This window comes from Micromonospora sp. C97, from assembly GCF_018070385.1.
Taxonomy (GTDB): Bacteria; Actinomycetota; Actinomycetes; order Mycobacteriales; family Micromonosporaceae; genus Micromonospora; species Micromonospora parva.
Genome location: NZ_JAGPXU010000013.1, coordinates 42,993 through 67,700, shown reverse-complemented (window position 1 = coordinate 67,700; position 24,708 = coordinate 42,993). Strand labels below are relative to the sequence as shown.

At 69.8% G+C, this 24,708-nt stretch carries 20 protein-coding genes; 12 read left to right on the top strand and 8 right to left on the bottom strand.

Annotation, left to right across the window (positions count from 1 at the left end; genetic code table 11):
- Nucleotides 1-88 precede the first annotated feature (88 nt).
- Together KBX26_RS18665 and KBX26_RS18660 are read right to left on the bottom strand one after the other, a co-directional pair.
- Nucleotides 89-6,478 carry a carboxypeptidase regulatory-like domain-containing protein gene (locus KBX26_RS18665; RefSeq protein ID WP_247680807.1) on the bottom strand — a complete coding sequence of 2,130 codons (6,390 nt, stop codon included), beginning with the start codon at nt 6,476-6,478 and terminating at the stop codon, nt 89-91.
- Nucleotides 6,479-6,743: 265 nt separating this feature from the next.
- Nucleotides 6,744-7,265, bottom strand: coding sequence for a DUF6232 family protein (locus tag KBX26_RS18660; RefSeq protein WP_030333322.1), 522 nt, complete (start codon nt 7,263-7,265; stop codon nt 6,744-6,746).
- Between the two features lie 500 nt (nt 7,266-7,765).
- On the opposite strand from KBX26_RS18660, the gene KBX26_RS18655 reads away from it, so the two are divergent.
- Nucleotides 7,766-8,743, top strand: a complete 978-nt coding sequence (locus tag KBX26_RS18655; RefSeq protein WP_030333320.1) for a C40 family peptidase — start codon at nt 7,766-7,768, stop codon at nt 8,741-8,743.
- Between the two features lie 73 nt (nt 8,744-8,816).
- On the opposite strand, the gene KBX26_RS18650 is transcribed toward KBX26_RS18655, so the two are convergent.
- From KBX26_RS18650 to KBX26_RS18635, 4 genes are all read right to left on the bottom strand, one after another.
- A complete protein-coding gene (locus tag KBX26_RS18650; protein ID WP_030333318.1) occupies nt 8,817-9,806 on the bottom strand; it encodes an RNA polymerase sigma factor RpoD/SigA in 990 nt (329 codons plus the stop codon).
- Nucleotides 9,807-10,184: 378 nt separating this feature from the next.
- The gene (locus KBX26_RS18645) at nt 10,185-11,126 is read right to left on the bottom strand and encodes an N-acetylmuramic acid 6-phosphate etherase (RefSeq protein WP_081883877.1); all 942 of its coding nucleotides are present in this window, start codon (nt 11,124-11,126) and stop codon (nt 10,185-10,187) included.
- The gene (locus tag KBX26_RS18640) at nt 11,123-12,037 is read right to left on the bottom strand and encodes a MurR/RpiR family transcriptional regulator (protein ID WP_030333314.1); all 915 of its coding nucleotides are present in this window, start codon (nt 12,035-12,037) and stop codon (nt 11,123-11,125) included. Before KBX26_RS18640 ends, KBX26_RS18645 begins: the two co-directional genes overlap by 4 nt.
- Before the next feature lie 74 nt (nt 12,038-12,111).
- Complete coding sequence (locus KBX26_RS18635) at nt 12,112-13,128, bottom strand: NAD-dependent epimerase/dehydratase family protein (RefSeq protein ID WP_210865993.1); 1,017 nt, start codon at nt 13,126-13,128, stop codon at nt 12,112-12,114.
- Between the two features lie 178 nt (nt 13,129-13,306).
- Between KBX26_RS18635 and KBX26_RS18630 the strand changes: the two genes are divergently transcribed.
- Nucleotides 13,307-13,999 (top strand): SDR family NAD(P)-dependent oxidoreductase, encoded by a 693-nt coding sequence (locus tag KBX26_RS18630; protein ID WP_210865992.1) that lies wholly within the window; start codon nt 13,307-13,309, stop codon nt 13,997-13,999.
- On the opposite strand, the gene KBX26_RS18625 is transcribed toward KBX26_RS18630, so the two are convergent.
- Complete coding sequence (locus KBX26_RS18625) at nt 13,984-14,652, bottom strand: thymidylate kinase (RefSeq protein ID WP_156057602.1); 669 nt, start codon at nt 14,650-14,652, stop codon at nt 13,984-13,986. The two genes, KBX26_RS18630 and KBX26_RS18625, sit on opposite strands and share 16 nt — an antisense overlap.
- A gap of 182 nt (nt 14,653-14,834) precedes the next feature.
- On the opposite strand from KBX26_RS18625, the gene KBX26_RS18620 reads away from it, so the two are divergent.
- The 5 genes from KBX26_RS18620 (at nt 14,835) to KBX26_RS18600 (ending at nt 17,249) form a co-directional block, all read left to right on the top strand.
- On the top strand, nt 14,835-15,419 hold the full coding sequence (locus KBX26_RS18620; RefSeq protein WP_030333306.1) for a nucleotidyltransferase family protein: 585 nt from the start codon (nt 14,835-14,837) through the stop codon (nt 15,417-15,419).
- Complete coding sequence (locus tag KBX26_RS18615; RefSeq protein ID WP_030333304.1) at nt 15,416-15,691, top strand: hypothetical protein; 276 nt, start codon at nt 15,416-15,418, stop codon at nt 15,689-15,691. Before KBX26_RS18620 ends, KBX26_RS18615 begins: the two co-directional genes overlap by 4 nt.
- A 10-nt stretch (nt 15,692-15,701) precedes the next feature.
- Nucleotides 15,702-16,478, top strand: a complete 777-nt coding sequence (locus KBX26_RS18610; protein ID WP_030333302.1) for a metallophosphoesterase — start codon at nt 15,702-15,704, stop codon at nt 16,476-16,478.
- Nucleotides 16,469-16,612, top strand: a complete 144-nt coding sequence (locus KBX26_RS18605) for a GPGG-motif small membrane protein (protein WP_007464364.1) — start codon at nt 16,469-16,471, stop codon at nt 16,610-16,612. Before KBX26_RS18610 ends, KBX26_RS18605 begins: the two co-directional genes overlap by 10 nt.
- A 142-nt stretch (nt 16,613-16,754) precedes the next feature.
- Entirely contained in the window at nt 16,755-17,249 is a 495-nt protein-coding gene (locus KBX26_RS18600) for a TspO/MBR family protein (protein WP_210858890.1), read from the top strand.
- A 52-nt stretch (nt 17,250-17,301) separates the two neighbouring features.
- On the opposite strand, the gene KBX26_RS18595 is transcribed toward KBX26_RS18600, so the two are convergent.
- The gene (locus tag KBX26_RS18595) at nt 17,302-18,075 is read right to left on the bottom strand and encodes a M23 family metallopeptidase (RefSeq protein WP_210858889.1); all 774 of its coding nucleotides are present in this window, start codon (nt 18,073-18,075) and stop codon (nt 17,302-17,304) included.
- A 250-nt stretch (nt 18,076-18,325) separates the two neighbouring features.
- Here KBX26_RS18595 and KBX26_RS18590 point away from each other — a divergent pair, with 250 nt between their 5' ends.
- The 5 genes from KBX26_RS18590 (at nt 18,326) to KBX26_RS18570 (ending at nt 24,569) form a co-directional block, all read left to right on the top strand.
- Nucleotides 18,326-19,669 (top strand): ABC transporter substrate-binding protein, encoded by a 1,344-nt coding sequence (locus tag KBX26_RS18590; RefSeq protein ID WP_030333296.1) that lies wholly within the window; start codon nt 18,326-18,328, stop codon nt 19,667-19,669.
- 66 nt (nt 19,670-19,735) lie between these two features.
- Nucleotides 19,736-20,782, top strand: a complete 1,047-nt coding sequence (locus KBX26_RS18585) for a carbohydrate ABC transporter permease (RefSeq protein WP_030333294.1) — start codon at nt 19,736-19,738, stop codon at nt 20,780-20,782.
- Between the two features lies 1 nt (nt 20,783).
- Nucleotides 20,784-21,752, top strand: a complete 969-nt coding sequence (locus KBX26_RS18580) for a carbohydrate ABC transporter permease (protein ID WP_210858888.1) — start codon at nt 20,784-20,786, stop codon at nt 21,750-21,752.
- A gap of 66 nt (nt 21,753-21,818) precedes the next feature.
- On the top strand, nt 21,819-22,865 hold the full coding sequence (locus KBX26_RS18575) for a LacI family DNA-binding transcriptional regulator (RefSeq protein ID WP_030333290.1): 1,047 nt from the start codon (nt 21,819-21,821) through the stop codon (nt 22,863-22,865).
- Between the two features lie 30 nt (nt 22,866-22,895).
- On the top strand, nt 22,896-24,569 hold the full coding sequence (locus KBX26_RS18570) for a glycoside hydrolase family 13 protein (protein WP_210866038.1): 1,674 nt from the start codon (nt 22,896-22,898) through the stop codon (nt 24,567-24,569).
- Nucleotides 24,570-24,708: the final 139 nt, after the last annotated feature.

Here is a 24,708-nt window from a genome sequence, read left to right as displayed (position 1 = left end):
ACGGGCCCGTGTGTGGGCAGGCTCGACTGCACCGGGTTACCTCCGGAAGGGTCCGAGGAGCTACGGCAGTTGCGGGAACCGGCTGTGGTCAGGAAGCGGGTGGGTTGATCCGTAGGCCAAGGCCGGCACGGAGTACCGGTTGCCGGTGTGTGTACTGAAGAGCTGCTGTGCCGTCGGCACCCTCGATGCCGATCGTCGCCGCGCCACCGCGCTCCAGGAACGTCCCGTCGAGGTCGGCGTACGCGAAGCTGTATCCGCCTGCCTCGTCGAAGATCAGCTGGAAGGTGACCCGACTGTTGGGGTCCTCGTAGGAGTGCACGTTGCGCCACTCGATGACGAACTGCCGGTTGGGTGCCGCACCGCGCAGCGCGGTCCGGACGCTGGCCGAGGAGTCGACCACCCAGTCATGCCAGAACGGGTAGATGCCGCTTGCTGGGCTACCCGCCGACGGGATCGGATAGGGGTACGGGAACGGCTCCTCCGGGTTGGCGAAGCTGACCAGCCCGTTGGTGTCCACCCAGGCCGAGCTGACCGACTGCCCGTACAGCGTGACGGGGAAGGGCAGGTCGACCCGGGTGTCCCGGTCGTCACCGCTCAGGGACAGGACCGTGCCGTCCGCGGGGGTGTAGGTGATCGGTTGTTCGGCGATGGTGTAGCCGGCGCCGGCCGGAGTCGCCGCCGTCGGGAAGTTGACGACCCGATCGGCACCGGCGCTCACCGTGGCGTGCTGCACCGAGGAACCGTTGCAGGTACCGGTGGCGCTGGTGGCGATCACCGCGTACGAGCCGCTGGGGACGCTCGTGACCTGGTAGCTGCCCGTCGCCGAGGTGACGGCGGTCTTTCCGGCGACCGCCACTGTCACGCCGGCCACCGGAGTTCCCTGACAGCTGACCGTGCCGGACACCGTGCCCTGCCCGGGTGGGCTGGGCCGGAAGGTGACGCCCTGGCCGCTGGTGAGCCGGGCCTCCCGGTGCAGGTACTGGAAGGCCGTGTTGCCGGCGGCGTTCTCGATGCCGATGGTCGCCTGACCGCCGCGCTCCCGGGCGTCAGCGGGGTCGATGTCCGCGTAGGCCAGCGAGATGTCACCGTTCTCGTTGAAGATGACCTCGAACGACGCGCGGTACGCCTTGTTGCCGGAGCGGTACACGTTGCGCCATTCGACCACCCACTGCCGGTTGGGGGCCGTGCCGCTGACCTTCGTGGCGATCGCGCTGGATGCGTCGACTCCCCAGTCGTCGTAGAACGCGTACACGGCGTTGTCGATCGTCCCGCCCGGCTCGTCGTACGGCAGGGGGGTTGGCATCGGCTTGTCGGTGTCGATGCCGTCGAGGCTGCTGAAACTGATCAGGCCGTTGGCGCTGATCCAGGCGGAGGTGTGCGTCTCCCCGTAGAGGGCGATCGGGAAGGGCGCGGTCTTCTGCCAGACCTTGTCGTCACCGCGCCACGTCTCCACCACGTCGCCCGGGATGAAGGTGACCGGTCCGGTGGTGCAGGAGTAGCCGAACTCGTCACCGTTGGACATCACCGAGAGATCGAGGTCCTGGGTGCCACCACCGGGATGGTTGACGAACTGACGGGCGTACTGCCCGACGCACCGGTTGTCGGTGCCGACCGCGGCCACCACCTGCTCGCCGATGGGCACGTTGGCGAACTGGTAACCACCGTCGGCCGCGGTGACCGTCGTGCGCCCGCCCGGGTCGAGGGTGACGGTGGCGCCGGCGATCGGCTCCCCCGTTCCGGCCGTCGTCAGGGTGCCGCTGATCGAACCCGGCGGCGCCGGGGTGAAGGTGATGGACCCGTTGCTGACGGCCGCCGGCTCCATGAAGGAGTAGACCTCCGCGACCGAGCCGGAGGCGCTCTCGATGCCGATGGTGGCGCTCGAGCCCTTCTGGACGATGTTGGTGAGAGTGCCGTAGTGGAAGCCGATCCGTCCGTCCTCGTGCAGCGTCGCCTCGAAGCTGACGTTGTAGCTCGCGGTGAACGTCTGCAGCGACATGTTGGACCACTCGACCACGTAGGTGCGGTTCGGCGCGGTGCCGATGGTCTTGGTACGGATCACGCTGCCGGATCCGATACCGAGCTGGTCGTCCCAGAACGGGGCGATGACGGAGTTCGGCGCGTCGACCCGCGGCATGTCGGGGTTGATGACCGTGATCGGAGCGGCGTCGAAGCTGATCAGTCCGTTCGTGTCCACCCAGCCCGTGGTGTAGGTCTTGCCGTGCAGTGTGAAGGGGAACGGCAGGTTCACCTGCGCGGTGCCGTTGGTCAGGGTCAGCGGCGTGTCAGCGGTGACATAGCCGGACGCGCCGACGACGCAGCTGTAGCCGAGGCTGCCGTAGTCGACGGCGAGTTGCAGCGCCCGCACCGTGTCCTCGGTCAGGTCGACCTGGCTCTCCGCGGACGGGCCACACCTGTTGTGTTGCGACGACGAGATGGTGTAACTGTCGGCGACCACGTCGGCGAAGCTCCAGGCCCCGCCGGCGCCGGTGGTGGTGGCCAGACCGGTCGGGTCGAGGGTGACGGTCGCGCCGACCACCGGGTTGCCCGCCGGGTCGACGAGGGTGCCGGAGAGATCGTGCTTCTCCAACGGCTCGGCCGTCACCGGAACCGCGAAGGTGATCGCCTGACCGGTGGCCAGTGCCGGAGTCGCCGCCGAATACACCAGACCGTCGTCGCCGCCGGGTGCCTCCATCCCCACCACCGCGTTGGCCCCACGCTCAGCGTCGTTGTCGAGCTGGTCGTAGTTGGTGGTGACGGTGCCGTCGGCGGCCAGCAGGACCTGGAAGGAGAGCCGCTGCGCGGTCGACGACTTGCGATGCACGTTTCGCCATTCGATGACGAACTGTTCGTCGGCGCCGGTTCCCACCGTCCCCGTACGCACGCTCGCCGAGGCGTCGACAACCAGGTCGTCCCAGAACGGGGCGAGCAGGCCGTTCGGATCGGCCGGGGCGGGCAGCGCGCCACCGGTGTACGGGTGGGATCCACCCGGGTCGGTGAAGGAGACGAGACCGTTGGTGTCCACCCAGGCGCTGCGGTACGCGTGGCCGTAGAACGGGAACGCGAAGGGCAGAGCCACCTCGCCGACCGCGTCGTCACCGGTCAGCGCGAGCGCGGTGTCGGCGGCGATGAACTGCTTCGCCGAGGTGGCGCAGGTGTGCCCCTCGTCGTCGCGATACCGCTGCATGAAGATGTCGACACCGAGCCCCTGGCCGTCGATCTCCCACGGGCCGCTGGTGCCGGTCAGCCCGCAACGGCCGCCGAAGGACCCGACGAGGGTGTAGGCCCCGGGCGCGAAGTTGCCGAGGTTGAACGCCCCTTCGGGGCCGGTGGTCGTCTGCGGGCCACCTGGTTCCAGTCGCACCGTGGCACCGGCCAGCGGCAGCCAGTTGTCGTCGTAGACGGTGCCGTAGACGAATGCCGTCACCTTGACGGTGAACGACGCCTGGGTCATTGCGCCGGTTCGGCCACCGTCGTCCTGGGCCGCCACGTAGATCAGGCGTTCTCCCGTGACGGTACCAACGCCGACGTCGACGGTGGCGGTCCCACCGGCAGCTGTCGCGTTCGCCGTGCTGCCCAGCGCGGTGTCGCCCACGCTGTACCGGAACTTCGTGATGTTGGTGTCGCCGCCGGCGTTGAAGGTGACTCGGAGCTGCCCTCCGGCGGTCACCTCGGCGCCGTTGGGGAAGGAGACCGCCGGCTGCAGGGGCACTGCCAACGCGGCGAGCTTGGCCGCGGTCTCGACGAGGTTGTAGACCCGGATGTCATCGACGGCACCGGAGAAGAGCCCGTCGTCGGCGCCGTCCCACCTGCGCTTGCCGACTGTTATCGAGCCGGTCGCGTGGAAGCCGCCGACCAGCGTCGTCGTCGCGGTCTGAGCCACCCCGTTCACGTAGAGAGTCATCTTCTTCGTGGCACCGTCGTAGGTCGCCGCGATGTGAGTCCACTTGCCGGCGGTGGCCGCCGAGTTGGACAGCACGTGGTACAGCGTGGTGTTGATGGTGTCCGAGGCGGACATGGTGAACCGCCACCGCTGGCTCGCGCCGGAGTAGCCCAGACTGTAGGCGTGCGACTGGGTGCCGTTGGCACTGAGCACGGCCTGGTAGCCGCTGGTCGGCACGGTCGGCAGCCGAACCCAGGCAGCCACGGTGAAACTTCCGTCGGTACGGACCGGGGTGGCCGCGCCGGTGTCCGGGTTCGGGGTCATCACCGTTCCGGTCAGTGAACCCGTCGTGCTGCCGTTGAGGCTGAGCGCGGTGCCGACACCGGCCCGACCCGGCGTCCGGGTTCCCGACGGCGTCAGGGTGAGAGTGTTGCCGTGGCCGGTGGCGTCGACAGCCGTGTTCCCGGTCTCGTCGAATGTCCAACGGGCGGCCGGACCGGACCCGGCCCGCACGCTGAACGTGTAGGTCGCCGGGACGAGCGAGTACCGACCGGAGTGGTCCCGGGACCAGACGCGCAGGGTGTTCACCCCGTCGTGCAACGGAATGACGCTGATCGAGGCACCGAAATTCGACTGGGCCGGCACGTTCACCGCATCGGTGAGCACGCCCGAGTCGAGGGTCCAGGCGTACTCCTTCACCTCGTACGCGCGCTGCGTCGGCGGCGCCACGGTGAACACGCCCGTCACGCCGACCCCGCCGCGCGGCGTACCGTCGTTGCTGTAGGTGGTGGAGCTGAGGCCCCCGGGTTCCTTCGGCGGTGTGGCGTCCACTGTGAACTCGCAGGTGCCGGACCAGTCGCTGTTGACCGAGCCGTCCGACGTGATCGCCTGCCACACGTAGGTGGTGCCGTCCACCAACCTGCCGGACGGGATCTGCTTCGACACCGCGGACGGGTTGCCCGACGCCTGGGAGATCTTGTTGGTCTCGTTGCGCGAGCCGCCGAGCGGCCACCAGTAGAACCACGTCGTCAGGGACTGCTGCGAGCTGTCCGGGTCGGCCTGCTTGACGGACAGGTACGGGGTGGCGCTCAACACGTACGGTCGGGAGCTGCCGACGGCGCACGGCTTACCGTCCGACTTGTGTCCCGACGGCGGGCTGGGCTTGGTGTTGTAGGTGATCGCCAGCTTCGGCGTCGAGTGCTTGAACCGCTTCCACTGGTTCTTGGTGCCCTCGTCGACCGCCCGCAGCCCGACTGTCAGGTCCGCCCAGCCGCTCTTTGCCGCCCGGTCGACCATGCGGGTGACGTCGAACTCGATCGTCCCGCTGCCCAGACAGCCGTGTGCGCCGCCAAGCTTGCGGTTGGCCGCCGTCTGAGCGGTGTAGCTGCTGTCCCAGCTCGGCTGGTTGTTCCAGGTCGTGGAGGATGAGATCTTCCCGGTGAGCCAGAGCTTCGCGTTGGACTTCGGGTTGCAGGTCCAGGAGTGGAGCTGCTCGATCCTGAACTGCGCCTTGCTAATGATCTTGCCCTTGACCGCGCTGGTGTTCATCCGGAACAGGGATCGGATGATGTGGTCCGCGCAGCCGTCGCAGTCCTCGGTCCGACCCGCTCCGGCGGCGCCGTAGGTCGACGCCCGCTGAAGGGCGGTGGTGTTCTGCCAGAACGAGCTGGACTTGTGCTTGCTCCACACCGACGTCCAGGCGTTGCTGGCAATCCCCCCGGTCCACGACGGGTCGATGTAGATGGGCAGCTTGGTGCGCGGGTCGTCCAGCATCGCCCGGTCCGGCACGATGGTCAGGGAGTCGCGGCCGACCGTCACCGGCATCACCGCGCGCCGGGTCACCCCGGCGGTGCCGGCGGGTGCGTCGCTCGATCGGGCGCCCTGGCCGGCGAGGTCCGGCTCCGCGCCGGCGACGGTGGCGTCCCACATCAGCGGGGCGGGCGCACTGAAGACGTCCCGGCCGCTCCCGTCGCGGGCCGCCAGACCACCGCCGGCCGCCGGACTGACAGTCACCCCCTTGCCGGCCAGGCCGAAGCGCAGGGACCGGAGCTTCGGGTTGGCCGCCGCCTTGCGGGTGTGCACCACCAACACCTCGGAGAAGCCGAGAGCGCCGGCCGTCACGCGCAGGTCGACCTCGGGCAGCACGTTGCGGTAGACGGCGGTGGAACCGTCGAGCACCGGCGCGGGCAGTCGACCGGGCCAGGACATCGTCAACTCGCGCGCACCGTCACGCAGGCGAGCCAGCGGTGCGTTCTCGCCCCCTGGGGAGAAGACCATCGGGAGCACCGACGCCCTGGGGGTGAGCCCCTCCGGGGTCGCCTTGAGGGCGGTGTCCACCGGCACCCACGAGTCGCCCTTGCGCACCCGTACGGGCTCGATGCTCTGCTCCAGGGTGAGCGATCCGTCGGGGTTGAGGAATGTCTGCGCGTATTCGGTGCGCTCCGACAGGATCTCCACCTGCCGGTCGCAGGTGGCGAGCATCGCGCGTGCGCTCTTGGCGTCCGGTTGGACGTCGACGCAGGCAGCGGCGGGCGTGGGCGCGGCCGCGCGGGCCGGAGCCGCAGGTGGGACGAGCACCGAGGCCGGCAGGAGCGCCATGACCAACAGAGCGGAACCACGACGACGAATGCCCCAAAAGGGCGTGCGACGCCCACCATGAACGACCATGAACAGCCCCCGTGTTGATCGATCCGCCGCTGCGGCGCGCTCAACATACTGAGGGGATCTTCAGTTTTCAATATTCAAGATCAGTGAGTTCACGCCTGATGCGTCAAGCGCCGAAACACGGCCTGCTGGGGCGTAAGGGTCCGCACCGCCCAGACTGGTCAGCCGGCGGAGGATCATCTGGGCGGATCGGGGCGCGTCAGCGGCTGGGCCGCCACGGGTCCGCCGCGGCGAGCGGATCGACCCAGCCGCCGTAGCGGTTGACCTCCCGGGCCCGCAGCAGCGACCGGGTGACCTGGCCGAACTGCCGTTCGTCGTCGGCGCTGAACAGCAGCACCTCCGTCCCCCGGTACCACCCCCACAGCTCGTGGGGCGGCGGCCGCCAGCGGTCACCGACCACTGCGAGCGCGGCCGGGAGCAGGAACACCGCACCGAGGATCAGGTACGCCTCGGCGGTGAGACGTTGCAGACCGCCGGTGAAGCCGAGGAGCACCCCCACCCCGCCGAGCATGCTGGCGGTGAGGACGACGGCACGGACGGCGATCCGGTCGTGCGGGCCTCGGGTGGTACGCAGATGGGTCAGGTCGGCGACCCGGTAGCTGTTGCGACCGACGGTGAACCGGTCGACGGTCACGATGATGCCGGGCCGTGCGTACAGCAGGGTCGACCGGGCGCCCGGCACCGTTCGCGGCGGTCGCGTCTTTGCGCCTTCACGATTCACGGTTCCTCCCGCAGGGGACGGTGGGCCGGGTGGACCGCCGGTGACAGTCATCGCCACCTGCCGACGGGATTCCCGGCTCCGGACTTCATTGTGTTTCGGCATTGCCAGTCGACCTGGGCATTTGCGGGCTCCCGACAGCTCGCCCCGACGGGTGACATCGCCGAGAAACAGCATCCATTTCGGGTTATATCGGTTATGGCGACCAGGAAACCGGCGGCATGCGCCGGGAACGACGAAAGTCGCATATCCGTCAGTGGCCCTCGGAAAGGGCTATATCTGCCCCTTCTGAGTCGTCATCAGCCACGATGACGCCACCCAACACACCGGCCACGACCGGCAACTCCGCCAACTTTCGCCACTGCTTCAACTGCGAGTGACATCCGTCCCGGGTTAGGTTGGGCGAGCCGGTCCGGCCCAGTGCCGTCCGCCCGGATGGCCCCGGCCGGTGTCGTCGCGGGCATCAGCAGCCCCGGCGGCCGTGGGAGAGGGGCCTTTCGCTCTTGTCATCCCTGAGAAATCTGCTGCGCACCGTGGCGCTGGTCGGCATGTCCGCCGCGCTGATCGCCCCGACGGCGGTGGCCCAGGCCGAGCCGTCCCCCGCCGAGCTGACCCGCCGGATCGAGACGTCCTCGGCGGAGCTGGAGCGGGTCGTCGAGTCGTACAACAAGCTGCGTGAGGAGATCAAGACGAACGAGGCCGCAGTGGCCCGATTACAGGCCCGCATCGGCCCGCTCGAACAGCAGGTCGAGCAGAGCCGGGCCGACGTCGCCAAGATCGCCTCCACCGCGTACAAGAGCGGCAGCCTGCGCACCGCTGACGCGCTGCTGCGTCCCGGGGGTTCGGCCACGCTGCTGGACCGGCTCGGCACCGTCGAACAGTTGACCCGCCAACGGCAGGCGAGCATCTCCGGCTTCACCGCCAGTCAGCAGCGACTGCTCGACGAGAAGGCCAGCCTGGACGCCACGCTGGCCCGGCAGGCCGCGCAGGCTCGCCAGCTCGCCGCGGGTAAGAAGCAGATCGAGCAGGACCTGGCCAGGCTGTACGAGCTGCGCCGGCAGGCGTACGGGGCCGCCACCGAGCGACCCGAGCCCACGGCGGCGAAGAACGAGGCGAAGAACGTGCCCGCCGTGTCCGGTGCCGCCGGCACAGCGGTGCGCTACGCGTTCGGCGCGATCGGCAAGCCGTACGTGTGGGCAGGCGACGGGCCGAACGGGTACGACTGTTCCGGGCTGACCTCGGCGGCCTGGCGGGCGGCCGGGAAGTCCCTGCCGCACAACACCCGGATGCAGTGGAGCGCGGTCACCCACATCGGGCGAAGCGACCTGAGCCCCGGCGACCTGGTCTTCTACAGCGGGCTCGGGCACGTCGCCCTCTACGTGGGCGGCGGCCAGGTGATCGACGCGCCCAGCGCCGGTCGCAACGTGCTCAAGCGCGGCATGAACATGATGCCCATCCAGGGCTACGGTCGGGTTCGCTGACCACGCTCGGCAAACGGCGAACGGCCGGCGTCCCCCTATCGGACGCCGGCCGTTCGCCGTCATTACTACCAGGTCAGGCTGCCTGCAGCCCCTCTGCCCGGGCCAGCTCACGGAGCCGGCCGAGGGCCTGGATCTCCAACTGCCGGATCCGCTCGCGGGACAGCGAGAACCGGGACGCGACCTCGGTGAGCGAGTGCTCCCGGCCGTCCTCCAGCCCGTAGCGGGCCCGCATGATGCCGGCGGACCGGTCGTCGAGGTGGTTGAGCAGCCCCTCGATGCGCTGCCGCTCCAGGCCGCTGAGCACGATGTCCTCGGGCGACGGCGCGTCACTGTCGGCGACCAGGTCGCCGAGGTTCGTGTCACCGTCGTCACCCACCGGGGTGTCCAACGAAACGGTGTCCTGCGACCAGCGGCGCAACTCGTTCACCCGCTCGACGGTGACGCCGAGGGAGGCGGCGATCTGCTCCGGCTCCGGGTCGCTGCCCAACTCGCGGGTCAGCTGCCGCGCCACGTTGCGCATCCGGTTGACGTCCTCCACCAGGTGCACCGGGAGTCGGACGGTGCGCTCCTGCTGGGCGATCGCCCGGCTGATCGCCTGCCGAATCCACCAGGTGGCGTAGGTGGAGAACTTGTATCCACGCTCGTAGTCGAACTTCTCGACCGCCCGGACGAGGCCGGTGTTGCCCTCCTGGATCAGGTCCAGCATGGGCATCCCGGAGCGTACGTAGCGCCGGGCGATCGACACGACCAGCCGGAGGTTGGCGCGGATGAAGAGGTCCTTCGCCCGCTCCCCCTCGACGACCAGCCACTCCAGGTCGGCCCGGTCGACACCGGCGGGAACGGCTTCCTCACCGAGCAGGTGCTCGGCGTAGAGGCCGGCCTCGATCGCCTTGGAGAGATCGACCTCCTTGGCGGCGTCCAGCAGTGGCGTCCGGGAGATCTCGTGCAGGTAGACGCCGACCAGGTCGCGCTCCTCGGCAACCTCGTCGGTTCGCATGCCGATGTTCTTGTCCACGTTGCCCACGGTCCCCTCGCTCGCGCCGGTTGCCCGGTTCCTTGCCATTTCCCACGCCTGTCAGCCCCTGGTAACTTCTGCTGTGCCCATCGGTGCTGACACCTACACAACAGATGAGACGTGTCGGGGATTCCTCGCCGTGAGTCGAAAGTGTCACGAATGCCTGAGTAGTAGCTGAGAGCACGGTCCATGTTTGCTGTCAGCACCCCATCGGGTGGGCTCACCATTGGGCACCACGTACGGGTTACCGCACCATGGCAACACCGCCCGCCGCGGGGGACAGCGACCCGGGTCACCACCACGATGCGATCCTGCTCACTGCCAGATACGCACCGGTGAACCGGTCGGTTCATCCACGGGGGTGTTATTACCCCCGGGCCAGATGAACAATCCGAAGCCCCGTTCGCTTCCCGGGGGTGGGCGGCGCTAGGAGGCGAGCAGGGCGAGAGCGCCGCGCACCTGGTCCGCCGAGCGGGCCAACGCGGCCCGGGCGGCGTCGATCTCGGCGCCGGACACGAGGGAGACGAGCGCCGTCTTCAGGTCACCGTCGGCCTCGGTGAGGGCCCGCCGGGAGATCTCCTCCGAGCAGCCGGTGGCCTCGACCAGAATTGAGATCATTCGTCCGCGGAGTTTCGCGTTGGTGGCCACCATGTCGATCATGAGGTTCGAGTAGACCCGCCCCAGGCGCACCATGACGGCGGTCGAGAACGTGTTGAGCACCAACTTCTGCGCGGTGCCCGCCTTCATCCGGGTCGACCCGGTGACCACCTCGGGTCCGGTGTCCACCCCGATGAACACGTCGACCGACCGGGCAGCCTCCGCCTCCGGATTGGCGCAGAGCAGCACCGTGGAGGCGTCGATGGCGCCGGCTGCGGCGAGCGCCCCGAGGACGTACGGGGTGCGTCCGCTGGCCGCCAGACCAACCACCAGGTCCCCGGCGCGGACACAACTGGCCGCTTCGACCGCGCCGCCCCGGTCATCGTCCTCGGCGTCCTCCACGGCCCGCCACATGGCGTCCGGGCCGCCCGCGAGGTGTGCGCAGAACCAGTGCCGGGGCGAGTTGAAGGTGGGGGCCAGCTCGGCCGCGTCGATCACGCCCAGTCGGCCGGAGGTGCCGGCACCGAAGTAGTGCACCCGGTGACCGCCGCGAAGCGCCTCGACCGCCAGGTCGACGGTGGTGGCGATCTCGTCGAGCACCGCGGCGACAGCGGCGGGCACCCGCCGGTCCGCGTCGTTGATCACGGTGAGCACGTCCCGGGTCGACATCAGGTCCAGGTCGACGCTGAGCGGGTTACGCCGTTCGGTCGGAGCACCCACCCGGACCGTCGGGCGAGCGGGCGGTGCGGGCATCTCCGCACCGGCCGTCATGCCCGCCTCCGGTTGGCACCCACCCGGTGCGACTGGACCGCCTCGGCGGTCGCCTCCAGGGCCTTGCGGGCCCGGGCACGGTTGCGGGCGGCCACCCCGACGAAGAGGCAGTCGACCACGGTGAGCTGGGCCAGTCGGCTGGCCGTCGCGCCGGAGCGGTAGGTGGTCTCCCGGGCCGCCGTGGTCAACACGAAGTCCGCCACGTCGGCGATCGGCGAGCGCGGGAAGTTGGTCAGGGCCACTGTCGCGGCACCGCGCGTGCGGGCCTGCTCCAGCACCTCGATCACGTCGGAGGTGGTGCCGGTGTGCGAGATGCCGATCGCCACGTCGCCCCGGCCCAGGAGGGCGGCCGAGGTCAGCGCGGTGTGCACGTCCGGGAAGTAGAAGGCGATCCGCCCGATGCGGTGCAGCTTCTGCTGGAAGTCCGAGGCGACGAAGCCGCTGGCGCCGGCGCCGTAGATGTCGATCCGACCGGCGCCGCTGATCGCCTCGACCACCTGCTCGCAGACGGCAGGGTCGAGTTGCTCGGCGGTCTCCTCGACGGCGCGGGCGTCGTTGAACGCGATGGTGGCGATGATCTGGGCGAGGTCGGCGCCGGGCGGGATGTCACCGCCGACCACGCGGGCGTCCGGTGGCTCGATCCGCCGGGCGGCCTCGGCGGCGAGGCGGATGCGCAGCTGGGGGTAACCGTCCATGCCCACCGAACGGCAGAACCGGATGACGGTCGCCTCCGACGTCTCGGCTGCGGTGGCGAGGTCGGTGATTGTCCGCCGGGCGGCGGCCGCCGGGTCGGAGACGACCAGCCGGGCGACCCGCTGCTCGGCGGGCGACAGCGATGGCAGCAACCCACTGATGTGGACGATCAGTCCACCGGGCTCGTGACTCGCAGAAATCTTCGGACTCTTCGCCACGGGTGAAACTTACTTTCACCAGGCGTGAGCGTCAACTATGACTGTCCGGTAGGGAAAAGTGTCGGCAGCCGGGATCACCGGTCCCGCACAGCCTGCCACTCCCCCAGGACCACCGCCTCATCCGCCGGGTCGAGACCACCCTGCCGTACGGCGGCCGGATGCGCTGCCATCCAGGACGCGGTCGCCCGAACGGTGTCCGGCAGCGGACGGACCGCCAACCCGGCGTGCAGAGAGGGTCGGGCGTCGCGGTCCATCAGGCCGCCGTACTCCGGCAGTCGCACCCACAGCGGCAGCGCCCGCTCCCCCGACCACTCGCGGACGTCGTGGGAGATCAGGAACTCCTGATCGACCCAGGTCAGGGCGGGTTCTGCCAGGTCCAGCCCGGCCGCGACCCCGGCCAGCAGGTCCGCCCGGGTCATCGCCGGTCCGATGCCGTCGTACGTGCCACCGAGGCGGGTGCCGGCGGCGTGCAGCAACCAACCCGCCAGGTCGGCGACGTCCACGAACTGCACCCGGTCGGTCGGCGCTCCGGGGGCCAGCACCTCACCACCGGCCGACAGCCGCCGCACCCAGTACGGGAAACGGTCGCTCGGGTCCTCGGCGCCGACGATCAACCCGGGCCGGCAGATGAACGAACGGTCCACCCCCATCCGCTCCCGGACCAGCTCCTCGATGCTCACCTTGCACTCGCCGTACCAGCGGTGATCCGGGCCGACCGGACCGTCCACGTCCGCCGGGGCGGCCGGCAGCACGGGCGCGTCCGCGACGCTCTGGCCCGGGGTGGTGTTGTCCGCGTACACCGAGATCGTGGACACGAACGACCAGTGGCCGACGTGGTCGGCGAGCGCGGCGAGCGCGTGCCGGGCGTGACTGATCTGGCGGGTCACGTCGATCACGGCGTCGAAGCCCGCGTCGGCCAGCGGGACGAGCGCCTGCGGATCATCGCGGTCGACCGGGACGAACCGCGCGCCGGCCGGCACGACACCGGACACTCCCCTTGCCGCGCAGGTCACCTCGTGGCCCTGCTCGACGGCGAGCCGGGCCGTCGCCCGGCCGAGGAACTGGGTGCCACCCAGGATGAGGATCCGCATGCAGCGATCCTGCGCCCCCAACACCCGACCAGCCCAACCCCTCTGCCCACGGCAGACGGTGATCGTGAAGTTGTTGCCACTCAGGCCCGGCGTGTCACGGCAACAACTTCATGATCGACGCAGGGGTGGCGGGGGCGGGAGCGTGGGGTGGGGGTGGATGGGGGCTAGCGTGGGGGGTATGGCGGAGCGCAGCGTGGTGGTGACCGGAGGTCCCGGCGGGCTCGGCGGGGCGGTCGTCACCGCGTTCGTCGAGGCGGGCTGGCGGGTGGTCGTACCGCAGCGGGAAGCCCGGCCCGGATCGGAGCCGGCGGCAGCGGGGGTGGTCCCGGTGGTCGCGGACCTGGCCGACCCGGCGGGTGCGGCGCGGGCGGTCGAGGCCACGCTCGGCGAACCGGCGGCGCCGCTGCGCGCGGTGGTCAACCTGGTCGGGGGGTACGCCAGCGGCGGGCTGGTGCACGAGACCCCGGTCGAGGAGTTCGAACGGATGCTCACCGTCAACCTGCGGCCGACCTACCTGGTCACCCGGGCCGCGCTGCCGCACCTGGTGGCGTCCGGCGGCGGCGCGGTGGTCTGCGTCTCGGCCCGCGCGGCGATCGCCCCGTTCCGCGGCGCGGCCGGCTACTCGACGGCCAAGGCGGCGGTGCTGGCCTTCGCCAACGCGGTGGCGGTGGAGTACCGGTCGCAGCACGTGCGGTGCAACACCGTGCTGCCCAGCGTCATCGACACCCCGGCGAACCGGGCCGCGCAGCCCAACGCCGACCACTCCCGCTGGGTGACCCCGGCCGAGATCGCGCCGGTGATCCGGTTCCTCGCGTCGGACGAGTCCGCCCCTACCAGCGGCGCCACCGTTCCGGTCTACGGGCGGGCCTGAGCCGCCACCGACCCCAGGTCGTCCCCGGCCGGCGCGGACGACGGCAGCCAGGTCTCCAGGTGCGCCTGGATCTGCTCGGTCACCTCCTCGGCCGGGCGGCCCGCGTCCACCACCACGAAGGTGGGGTACTCGGGCAGCGCCCGGTAGGCGGTGTCGGCGGCGGTCAGCCACCCCATCGTCTCGTGATCGGTGCCGCGTTCCTCGATGCGCCGGTATGCCTCCGCCGGGTCGACGGAGAGCAGGAAGGTCACCTGCGGCGTCGGGAACAACCGGTAGCCGGCCCGGGCGAGCCGCTCCCAGCGCTGCCCGCCGTGCGCCCGGATGCTCGCGTACTGGCAGGCCGAGTAGCGGTCCATCACCGCCGTCCGGCCGGTGAGCAGACAGCTGATCAGGGCGATCGCGATGGCGAGCCAGCGCAGCACCGACTCCACGGCCAGCACGCCGTCGCGCCCGACGAGCCGTTGCGCGTCGGGCCGGCCGAGTCGGTGGGCGAGCCGGGCGAGCCAGCGCCGGCCACTGGCGTTGCGCCGGTACCTGGCGGGGCGCCCGGCGGCGGTCAGCGCGTCGGCCAGCCGGTGCGCCTGGGTGGTCTTGCCGGAACCGTCGATGCCGATCAGGGCGACAGTGCGCAACCGGGCCTTGCGTCGTCGCATCCCCGATGATCTGGCCACTCTCCACAGATTATCCGACCGACGCACCCGCCCCGCGAGGTTTGTCATGCTTCATCCCTGTTGACACCCGACCGCGACACCGGCAGGTGTGGCCGACCGGAATGCCGGGTACCGGACTTTGAAATCCAACCGCCGGTCCACCAACACGACGACGGAGGAACCAGATGGCTGAGCGCGGGGACGAGAGTCTTGTGCACACCCTCAAGAAGGTCGCCGCCGTGCTCAAGCAGTCCGAGATTCCGTTCGCCCTGGGCGGCAGCTTTGCCGTCTACGCCCACGGAGGCCACTCCAGCGATCACGACGTCGACTTCCTGATCCGGGAAGTGGACGTGGAACAGGCGCTGCAGGCCCTGGTGGCCGCCGGTTTCGTCGCCGAGCGCCCACCGGAGGACTGGCTGGTCAAGGTCTTCGACGACGGCCGGATGGTGGACCTGATCCACCGGCCGATCGAGACGCCGGTGACCGAGGAGACGTTCGCCGACACCGTCATCCGGCCGGTGGACGCGATTCACATGCCGGTGCTGTCCGCCACCCAGCTGATGGTGCACAAACTGCTCAGCTTCTCCCAGCACTACTGCGACTTCGCCCGCGGCCTGCCGCTGGCCCGCTCGCTGCGGGAGCAGATCGACTGGGAACGGGTACGCAAGGAGACGCAGCACTCGCCGTACGCCGAGGCGTTCCTGGTGCTGCTGGACCGGCTGGAGGTGGTGCCGGCCGCCGGCACCCAACCAGGAGAGGGGACATCGTGACCCACCATCGCGACATCGACACCGGGCCACCGGACGAGTACGTCGAAGCGGAGATCCAACGGTTGCTCGTCGAGGACCCCGCCGTCGCCGAACAGGGGATCACCGTCATCCGGCGGGAACGCGCCCTCGTGCTCTACGGCGAGGTGGAGAGCCCGCACCGGCGGGAGGAGATCCTGCGTCTGGTGTCGGAGCGCTTTCCGGACGTGCCGGTCACCAGCGACATCGGGGTGATCCGCGCGCAGGCGCCCACGGAGATCGAGCAACTGCCCTGAGGGAGGTTCCATGGTGATCCGGATCGCCGCCGTGGGCGACGTGCATCTGGACGAGGACGTCGTCGGTCGGTTCCGACCGGCGTTGGAGGAGCTGCCGGAGTGTGCCGACGTGCTGCTGCTGGCCGGGGACCTGACCCGGCACGGCACCGAGGCCGAGGCGCGCTGCGTGGCAACGGAGTTCGGTGGGTTGGCAGTGCCGGTGGTGACCGTGCTGGGTAACCACGACCACCAGTGTGACCAGGTGCCGCAGGTGGTCAAGGTACTGGAGGACGCGGGCATCACCGTGCTGGAGGGCAACGGCGTCGTGCTGGACTGCGCTGGTGGTCGTCTCGGCATCGCCGGCGTGAAGGGCTTCGGCGGCGGGTTCGCCGGCCGGTGCGCGAGTGACTTCGGCGAGCCGGAGATGAAGGCGTTCGTCCGCACCACCACCGACAGCGCGGACCGGCTCGGTGCGGCGCTGCGCTCGTTGGACTGCGACATGCTGGTGGCGCTCACCCACTACTCGCCGGTGCCGGACACACTGGCCGGTGAACCGTTGGAGATCTACCCGTTCCTCGGGTCGTACCAGCTGGGGCAGGCGATCGACTCGGCGCCCACGGCACTGGCCGTGCACGGGCACGCGCACGCCGGGACCGAGCGCGGCACGACCCCCGGTGGGGTACGCGTCCGCAACGTCGCACACCCGGTGATCAAGCAGGCGTACAGCGTCTTCCACGTTGGCGATCAACTCGACACCGACCAGGTTTCCCCGATCGGCCAGTCGGGTAGTCAGAGGTCATGGAGCTGATTCTCTGGATTCTCGCAGTCGTACTCGTGGTCGCCGGCATCCTCGCGCTGTTCCGCCGGCAGATCCTGTGGGGCATCGTCCTCATCGTCGTCGGGCTGTTGGTCGGCCCGGGTGGTGTCAGCATCTTCAATTAGCGCTCATCATCGGTAACACCGGGACCCGCCGGGGTCGCCGCGACCGGAGCTTCGTCCTCCCGACAGAGGCACCGGTCGCAGCGATCCCGGCGCTTTCGTGTCCGGCGGTTTGCCACCGCCGATCCGCGGAAACATCTTGACTATGGAGACATCTCAGAACGCCCCGAGGACCTCCGGCCGCCGCCAGTGGTGGGCCCTCGTCGGCTTCGGGGTGGCGGTCTTCATCGCCGCCGCCATCGGCGGGCTGGGCGTGCAGGGCACCACCGACGAGTACGCGAGCCTGCGGCAGCCCGACTGGGCGCCGCCCTCGTGGCTGTTCGGCCCGGTCTGGTCGCTGCTGTACGCACTGATCGCGGTGGCCGGCTGGCTGGTGTGGCGACGGGTCGGCTTCTCCCCCGCACTCTGGGCCTGGACCGCCCAACTGGTCCTCAACGCCATCTGGACCCCGCTGTTCTTCGGCGCGGGGCAGTACGGACTGGCGTTCGCCGAGATCGTGCTGATGTGGTTGGCGATCGGCCTCACCGTGCTGCTGTTCACCCGGGTCTCCCGGGTCGCCACCGCGCTGATGCTGCCCTACTGGGCGTGGGTCACCTTCGCCGCCGCGTTGAACCTGTCGATCTGGCGGCTGAACGCCTGACCGGCGGATCTCCGGCGGGCGCTCGCCCGCCGGAGACCGGCCGTCCGCTGCCTCAGCAGCGAGGGACGTTCGGGATGTAACCGTCGTAACCGGTGTAGACGTACGCGTCGGCGATGAACCGCCCGGCGCCGATGCGGTCCCAGATCGTGCTGGTGCCGTAGGTGCCGGTGACGCTCGTGCCACTGGTCTGGCAGGCGATGGTCACCCGGGTGCCATCGGCGACGGTGCCCACCGAGGCGTACCCGGTGCCGGGACCGGAGCGAACGGTCAGCGGCGTGCCGCTGGTGTCGACGGTGCCGTTGCCGCTGCCCGACGAGCACCCGTTGCCACTGGTGTAGCTCTTGGTGCCCCAGTAGAGCGCGAGGCTGCCGTTGAAGCGGACCTGGATGTCGGCACCGTTGAGGCGCTGCTCGTAGTGCAGGTGCGGGCCGGTCGATCCCCCGGTGCTGCCGACCCAGCCGACCACCTTGCCGTACCCGACCGTCTGCCCGACCGAGACGTTGAAGCCGCTGAGGTGCGCGTAGTAGGTGCTGTAACCGCCCCCGTGGTTGATTCGGACGTATTTGCCGTAGCTGGTGCCGCCGAGGTCGGTGACCCGGTCGACGGTGCCGGGGGCGCTGGCGACCACCGGGTCGCCGGCGTCGTCGGTGCGGTTGAAGTCGATGGCGTACGCCGGGCTGTGATCCGACCGGGTCTGCCCGGACCAGGTCTGCCCGCACGGGAAGGGCACCCTGAAGGTCGGCGCGGCCAGCGCGGGCGTCGCCGGCGCCAGCGCTCCCCCGACCAAGAGACCCGTCACCAGCAGGCTGATCCACCGCTTTCGCATACAGCTCCTCCTATGTCGAAAACCTTCGATGCGTAGGCATCAGCCTGACAGATATCGTCACTCTTCGAAAGAGTCCGAAGCGTGCCCCGGGAGCGCGCCCACCAGGCAGCCGGCAGGTTTCCGGATTGTTACTCGGTCGTGTCTGGCAGGGGGTGGACCCAGCCGGATGCAAGCGCTTACATGTGTGCACGCCCAATCGGACCGGCGACGGGTCACCAGCGAGACCGCGCCGGCTAGGAAGGAGGACGGCATGGCGGTCTTCACCAGACCACGCCAGGCCTTCGTGATCGCCGGCGTACTCGGGCTGGCGCTCAGCGCCACCGCCTGCGGTACCGGCGACGACAAGAAGAGCAGCAACGCGGGCTCCGCGGAGTGCGCCGCATACGACAAGTACGACGGCCACGACGGCAAGAAGGTCTCCATCTACGCGTCCATCCGTGACGCCGAGGCCGATCTGCTCAGGAACTCCTGGAAGACGTTCGAGGACTGCACCGGCATCGAGATCGACTACGAGGGCAACGCCGAGTTCGAGGCGCAGCTCCCGGTCCGGGTCGACGGCGGCAACGCGCCCGACCTGGCCTTCGTGCCCCAGCCGGGCCTGGTCAAGCGGTTCGCCGACGCCAGCAAGCTGAAGTCCCTCGGTGCCGACACCAAGACGATGGCCGAGCAGAACATGCCGGCCGACTGGCTGAAGTACGGCACCGTCAACGGCACCCTCTACGGTGTGCCGCTCGGCGCCAACGTGAAGTCCTTCGTGTGGTACTCGCCGAAGCTCTTCAAGGAGAAGGGCTGGACCGTCCCCACCAGCTGGGACGACATGATCAAGCTCAGCGACACGATCGCGGCGAGCGGCATCAAGCCGTGGTGCGCCGGCATCGAGTCCGGTGACGCCACCGGCTGGCCGGCCACCGACTGGATCGAGGACGTCATCCTGCGTACGCAGGGCCCCGAGGTCTACGACCAGTGGACCACCCACGCCATCCCGTTCAACGACCCGCGGATCGTCGACGCCGTCAACCGGGCCGGCACGATCCTGAAGAACGAGAAGTACATGAACGGCGGCTTCGGCGGGGTGAAGAGCATCGGCACCACCGCCTTCGGTGAGGCCGGCCTGCCGGTCACCACCGGCAAGTGCGCCATGCACCGCCAGGCGTCGTTCTACGCCAACCAGTTCCCCGAGGGCACCAAGGTGGCCGAGGACGGCGACGCCTTCGCGTTCTACTTCCCGGCCATCGACACGGCCAAGGGCAAGCCGGTGCTCGGCGCGGGCGAGTTCGTCGTCGGCTTCGCCGACCGCCCCGAGGTGCAGGCGGTGCAGACCTACCTCGCCTCGGCCGAGTACGTCAACAGCCGCGCGAAGCTCGGCAACTGGGTCACGGCGAACAACAAGCTGGACATCGCCAACGTCGCCAGCCCGATCGACAAGCTCTCCGTCCAGATCCTGCAGGACAAGACCGGCGTCTTCCGCTTCGACGGATCCGACCTGATGCCGGCCGCGGTCGGCGCGGGGACGTTCTGGAAGGGCATGGTCGAGTGGATCAACGGCAAGGACACCGCGTCGGTGCTCCAGGGCATCGAGAGCAGCTGGAAGTGATCTGAGCGGTGGGCCGGTCGGCACCTGGGGGCCGGCCCACCGCCGGAGCTGGACCTGGGAGGGTCGATGGAGTTCGACTTCGCTGAGGAGCAGCCGAAGTTCCTCATGCTGATGTACGGGCTGATCGCTTTCGTCGCGGTGGTGGGCGGTCTGCTCCTGCTTCTCGACGTGGTGCCGGCCTGGTTCGCCCGCCGTCGGGAGGCGCAGCTCGTCGCCGCGTCCGCCAGCGGCGCCCCGCTCCCCCGCCGACGCAAGCAGGGGGAGGGACTCTTCGCGCTCTTCTTCCTGCTGCCGACGCTGCTACTGCTCACGGTCGGGTTGGTCGTGCCGGCCATTCGCACCACGCTGCTCTCCCTGATGGATGGAAGCAGCACCAACTGGGTCGGACTGCGCAACTACAGCTGGATGTTCTCCGACGACTCGATCGTCCGGGTTCTGATCAACACCCTGGTCTGGGTGGTCCTGGTCCCGTTGGTGGCGACCGGGTTCGGCCTGATCTACGCCGTACTTGTCGACAAGGCCCGGTTCGAGGCGGTCGCCAAGTCACTGATCTTCCTGCCGATGGCCATCTCCTTCGTCGGCGCCAGCATCATCTGGAAGTTCGTCTACGCCTATCGGGGCGAGGGCGACCAGATCGGTCTGCTCAACCAGATCGTCGTCAGCCTCGGCGGCGAGCCGAAGCAGTGGTTGCTGGAATCGCCGCTGAACACGCTGTTGCTGATCGTCATCATGGTCTGGATCCAGGCCGGCTTCGCCATGGTGGTGCTCTCCGCCGCGATCAAGGCGATCCCCGGTGACATCGTGGAGGCCGCCCGGCTCGACGGCGTCAGCCCGTGGCAGATGTTCTGGCGGATCACCATGCCGAGCATCCGGCCGGCGCTGATCGTCGTGGTCGTGACGCTCACGATCGCCACGCTCAAGGTCTTCGACATCGTCCGGACCTCGACCAACGGCAACTACGACACCAGCGTGATCGCCAGCGAGATGTACAACCAGGCGTTCCGGTACGGCCAGAACGGGCAGGGCTCCGCGCTCGCGGTCTTCCTCTTCATCCTGGTCATCCCGGTCGTGATCTACCAGATCCGCAACCTCCGTCAGCAGCGGGAGGGCTGAGATGACAACCGCAACGCCCACCGTCGCCGTCGGCACCCAGAAGACCGACGGCACCCCGACCACCGCGGCCGGCCGGGTCCGCAAGCGGTTGAACAGCCGCACCGCGACGCTCGTCTCGATCGTCATCGCGGTGCTCTGGACCATCCCGACCTTCGGCCTGCTCGTCTCCTCCCTCCGCCCGGAGGACGAGATCAAGACCACCGGCTGGTGGACGGCCTTCACCAACCCGCAGTTCACCTTCGAGAACTACGAGCAGGTCCTGTTCGGGCGGTCAGCGTCCTCCGGGCAGCTCGCCGGTTCCTTCATCAACTCGCTGGCGATCACCATCCCGTCGGTGCTCTTCCCGCTCGCCTTCGCGTGCCTCGCCGCGTACGCGCTCGCGTGGATCAACTTCCGCGGCCGGGACTGGGTCTACATCGCGATCTTCGCGTTGCAGATCGTGCCGTTGCAGATGGCCCTGGTGCCGTTGCTGAAGTTCTTCTCCACCGGCGTCAGCCTCGGCGGCGTCACCCTGATGCCGGCGTGGGACCTGGTCGACGAACAGAAGTTCGCCCAGGTGTGGTTCGCGCATACCTGCTTCGCGCTGCCGTTCGCCGTCTTCCTGCTGCACAACTTCATCTCGCAGCTGCCCGGGGACCTGATGGAGGCGGCCCGGGTCGACGGGGCCACCCACCCGAAGATCTTCCGCACCATCGTGCTGCCGCTGATCACCCCCGCGCTGGCGGCTTTCGGCATCTTCCAGTTCCTCTGGGTCTGGAACGACCTGCTGGTCGCGCTGATCTTCGCCGGTGGCGGCAACGAGACCGCCCCGCTCACCGTCAAGCTCGCCGAGATGGCCGGCACCCGGGGCAACGAGTGGCAGCGGCTGACCGCCGGTGCGTTCGTGTCGATCGTCGTACCGCTCATCGTGTTCCTGTCCCTGCAGCGCTTCTTCGTGCGAGGTCTGCTCGCCGGCAGCGTCAAGGGCTGACCGCGCGCCCGCCGTCGCCTGGCCCCTCGGGCGGCGGCGGGCACCGGGCACCGAGCGGGGGTAACCGTGACGAGGATCGATGATGTGGCCCGACTGGCCGGGGTCTCCACGGCCACCGTCTCACGGGCCCTGCGGGGGCTGCCGACGGTCTCGGCCGCCACCCGGCGCCGGGTACTGGCCGCCGCCGAACAGCTCGACTACGAGGTCTCACCGAGCGCGTCCCGGCTCGCCGGTGGTCGCACCGGCACTGTCGCGGTGGTCGTTCCCCGCATCACCCGGTGGTTCTTCAGCACCGTCGTCGAAGCGGTCGAGGAATACCTCCACCAGTCCGGCTACGACCTGCTGCTCTACAACCTGGGCGGCCGGGAACAGGTCCGCCAGCGGGTCCTGCGGACGGCCAACCTGCACAAGCGGGTGGACGCCATCATGCTGGTCGCCACGCCCCTGCGTCCGGCCGACCTGACCGCGCTGGCCACGCTGGACCTGCCCGGAGTCACCATCAGCTCGGGCAGCAGGGTGCCCAACTGGCCGTGCGTACGCATCGACGACGTGGCCGCCGCGCGGGTCGCCACCAAGCATCTGATCGACCTCGGCCACCACCGGATCGCCCACATCTCCGGCGACCCGGACGACGAGTTGGCCTTCACCACCCACCTCGACCGACGGCGGGGTTACCAGGCGGCGCTGCGCTCCGCCGGCCTGCGACCCGACCCGACCCTGGACATCGAGTCCACCTTCACCATCGACGGCGGCAACCGGGCCACCGCCGAACTGCTGGCCCGCGGCGAGCCGCCGACAGCGATCGTCGCCGCCTGCGACGAGATGGCGATGGGCGCGATGACCGCCCTGCGCGACGTCGGGCTGCGGGTGCCGCAGGACGTCAGCGTGGTCGGTATCGACGACCACTACCTGGCCGGTGTGCTCGGGCTCAGCACCGTCGCCCAGCCCGCCGCCGAGCAGGGCCGGCTCGCCGCACAGATGCTGCTCGACCCGCTCGGGGCCCGACCGCCGAACCCTGTCGTCAGTCAACGGGGCACCGGTTGCGACACTCCGGTGGTCCTGCCCACCCGGTTGGTGGTGCGGGATTCGACAGCGCCGCCCCGGGCACATTGAAATCAACACACCGCAACACGGGAGACGACCCTGAACACCGACCCGACGCAGCAGACCTCCTCCGACCAACCGGCCACCGGCTGGTGGACCGAGGCCGCCATCTACCAGATCTACCCCCGCTCGTTCGCCGACTCGGACGGGGACGGAATCGGTGACCTGCCCGGCATCACCGCCCGCCTCGACCACCTGGTCGAGCTGGGCGTGGATGCGGTGTGGCTCTCTCCCTTCTACCCGTCGCCGCAGGCCGACGCCGGCTACGACGTGGCCGACTACCGCGACATCGACCCGCTGTTCGGCACCCTCGCCGACGCGGACAAGCTGATCGCCGAGGCCCGTTCCCGCAACCTGCGGGTGATCGTCGACCTGGTGCCGAACCACACCTCGTCGGCGCATCGCTGGTTCCAGGCCGCGCTGCCGGCCGCGCCCGGCAGCCCGGAACGGTCCCGGTACATCTTCCGGGACGGCCGAGGCCCGGACGGCGACCAGCCGCCGAACGACTGGCAGAGCGTCTTCGGTGGTCCGGCCTGGACCCGCACTGTCGACGCCGACGGGCAGCCCGGCCAGTGGTACCTGCACCTGTTCGACACCGGGCAGCCGGACCTCAACTGGGACAACCCGGAGGTGCACGCGGAGTTCCTCGACGTGCTGCGGTTCTGGCTGGACCGCGGGGTGGACGGCTTCCGCGTCGACGTGGCGCACGGCCTCATCAAGCAGGCCGACCTGGCCGACTGGCAGGAGCCCCAGGAGATCCTCTCCGGCAACGAGATCGACAAGCCCCGCCCGCCGATGTGGGACCAGGACGGTGTGCACGAGATCTACCGGCAGTGGCGGCAGGTTCTGGACAGCTACCCCGGCGAGCGGGTGCTGGTCGCCGAGGCCTGGGTGGAACCGGCCGAGCGGTTGGCCCGCTACGTCCGCCCGGACGAGATGCACCAGGCGTTCAACTTCGAATACCTGCTCGCGGCGTGGACCGCACCGGCCCAGTACGCGGTGATCACCCGCTCGCTCGAGGCGACCGACTCGGTCGGCGCGCCGACCACCTGGGTGCTGTCCAACCACGACGTGGTGCGGCACGCCTCCCGGCTCGGCCTGCCGGTCGGCACCGTACGCCCCAACGGCATCGGTATCGGTGACCCGCAACCCGACGCCGCACTCGGTCTGCGCCGGGCCCGGGCGGCCACCGTGCTGATGCTCGCGCTGCCCGGCTCGGCGTACCTCTACCAGGGCGAGGAGCTGGGGCTGCCCGAACACACCACGATGCCCGACGAGGCCCGGCAGGACCCGACCTGGGCGCGCAGCGGGCACACCCAGCGCGGCCGGGACGGCTGCCGGGTGCCGATCCCGTGGGAGGCCGACGCCCCGTCGTACGGCTTCGGGCCGACCGACGCCAGCTGGTTGCCGCAGCCCGCGCTCTGGGCGGAGTACGCGCTGGACCGCCAGCGCGACGTGCCCGGCTCGACGTACGAGCTGTACCGCACGGCGCTGCGGTTGCGCCGTGCCCACGAGCTGGGCCGCGGCACCCTGGAGTGGTTGTCCTCCGGCGACGAGGTGCTGAGCTTCCGCAACGGTGAGCTGACCGTGCTGACCAACTTCGGTGCCGCCCCGGTACCGGTGCCGGCCGGCGCCGAGGTGCTCGTCGCCAGCGCGGCGCTGGACGACGACGGCGCGGTCCCGACCGACGTGACCGTCTGGCTGCGCGGCTGATCTCGCGCCGACCGGCCCGCCCCGGCCACGCGGTGCGGGCGGGCCGCTCGGTGCGCGACGGCCCGCTTTGGAGCTGATGTCGTAAACGATTCACGCCCGCCTGCACCTCGCCAACCTCAAGATCGCGCTACTTCCACGA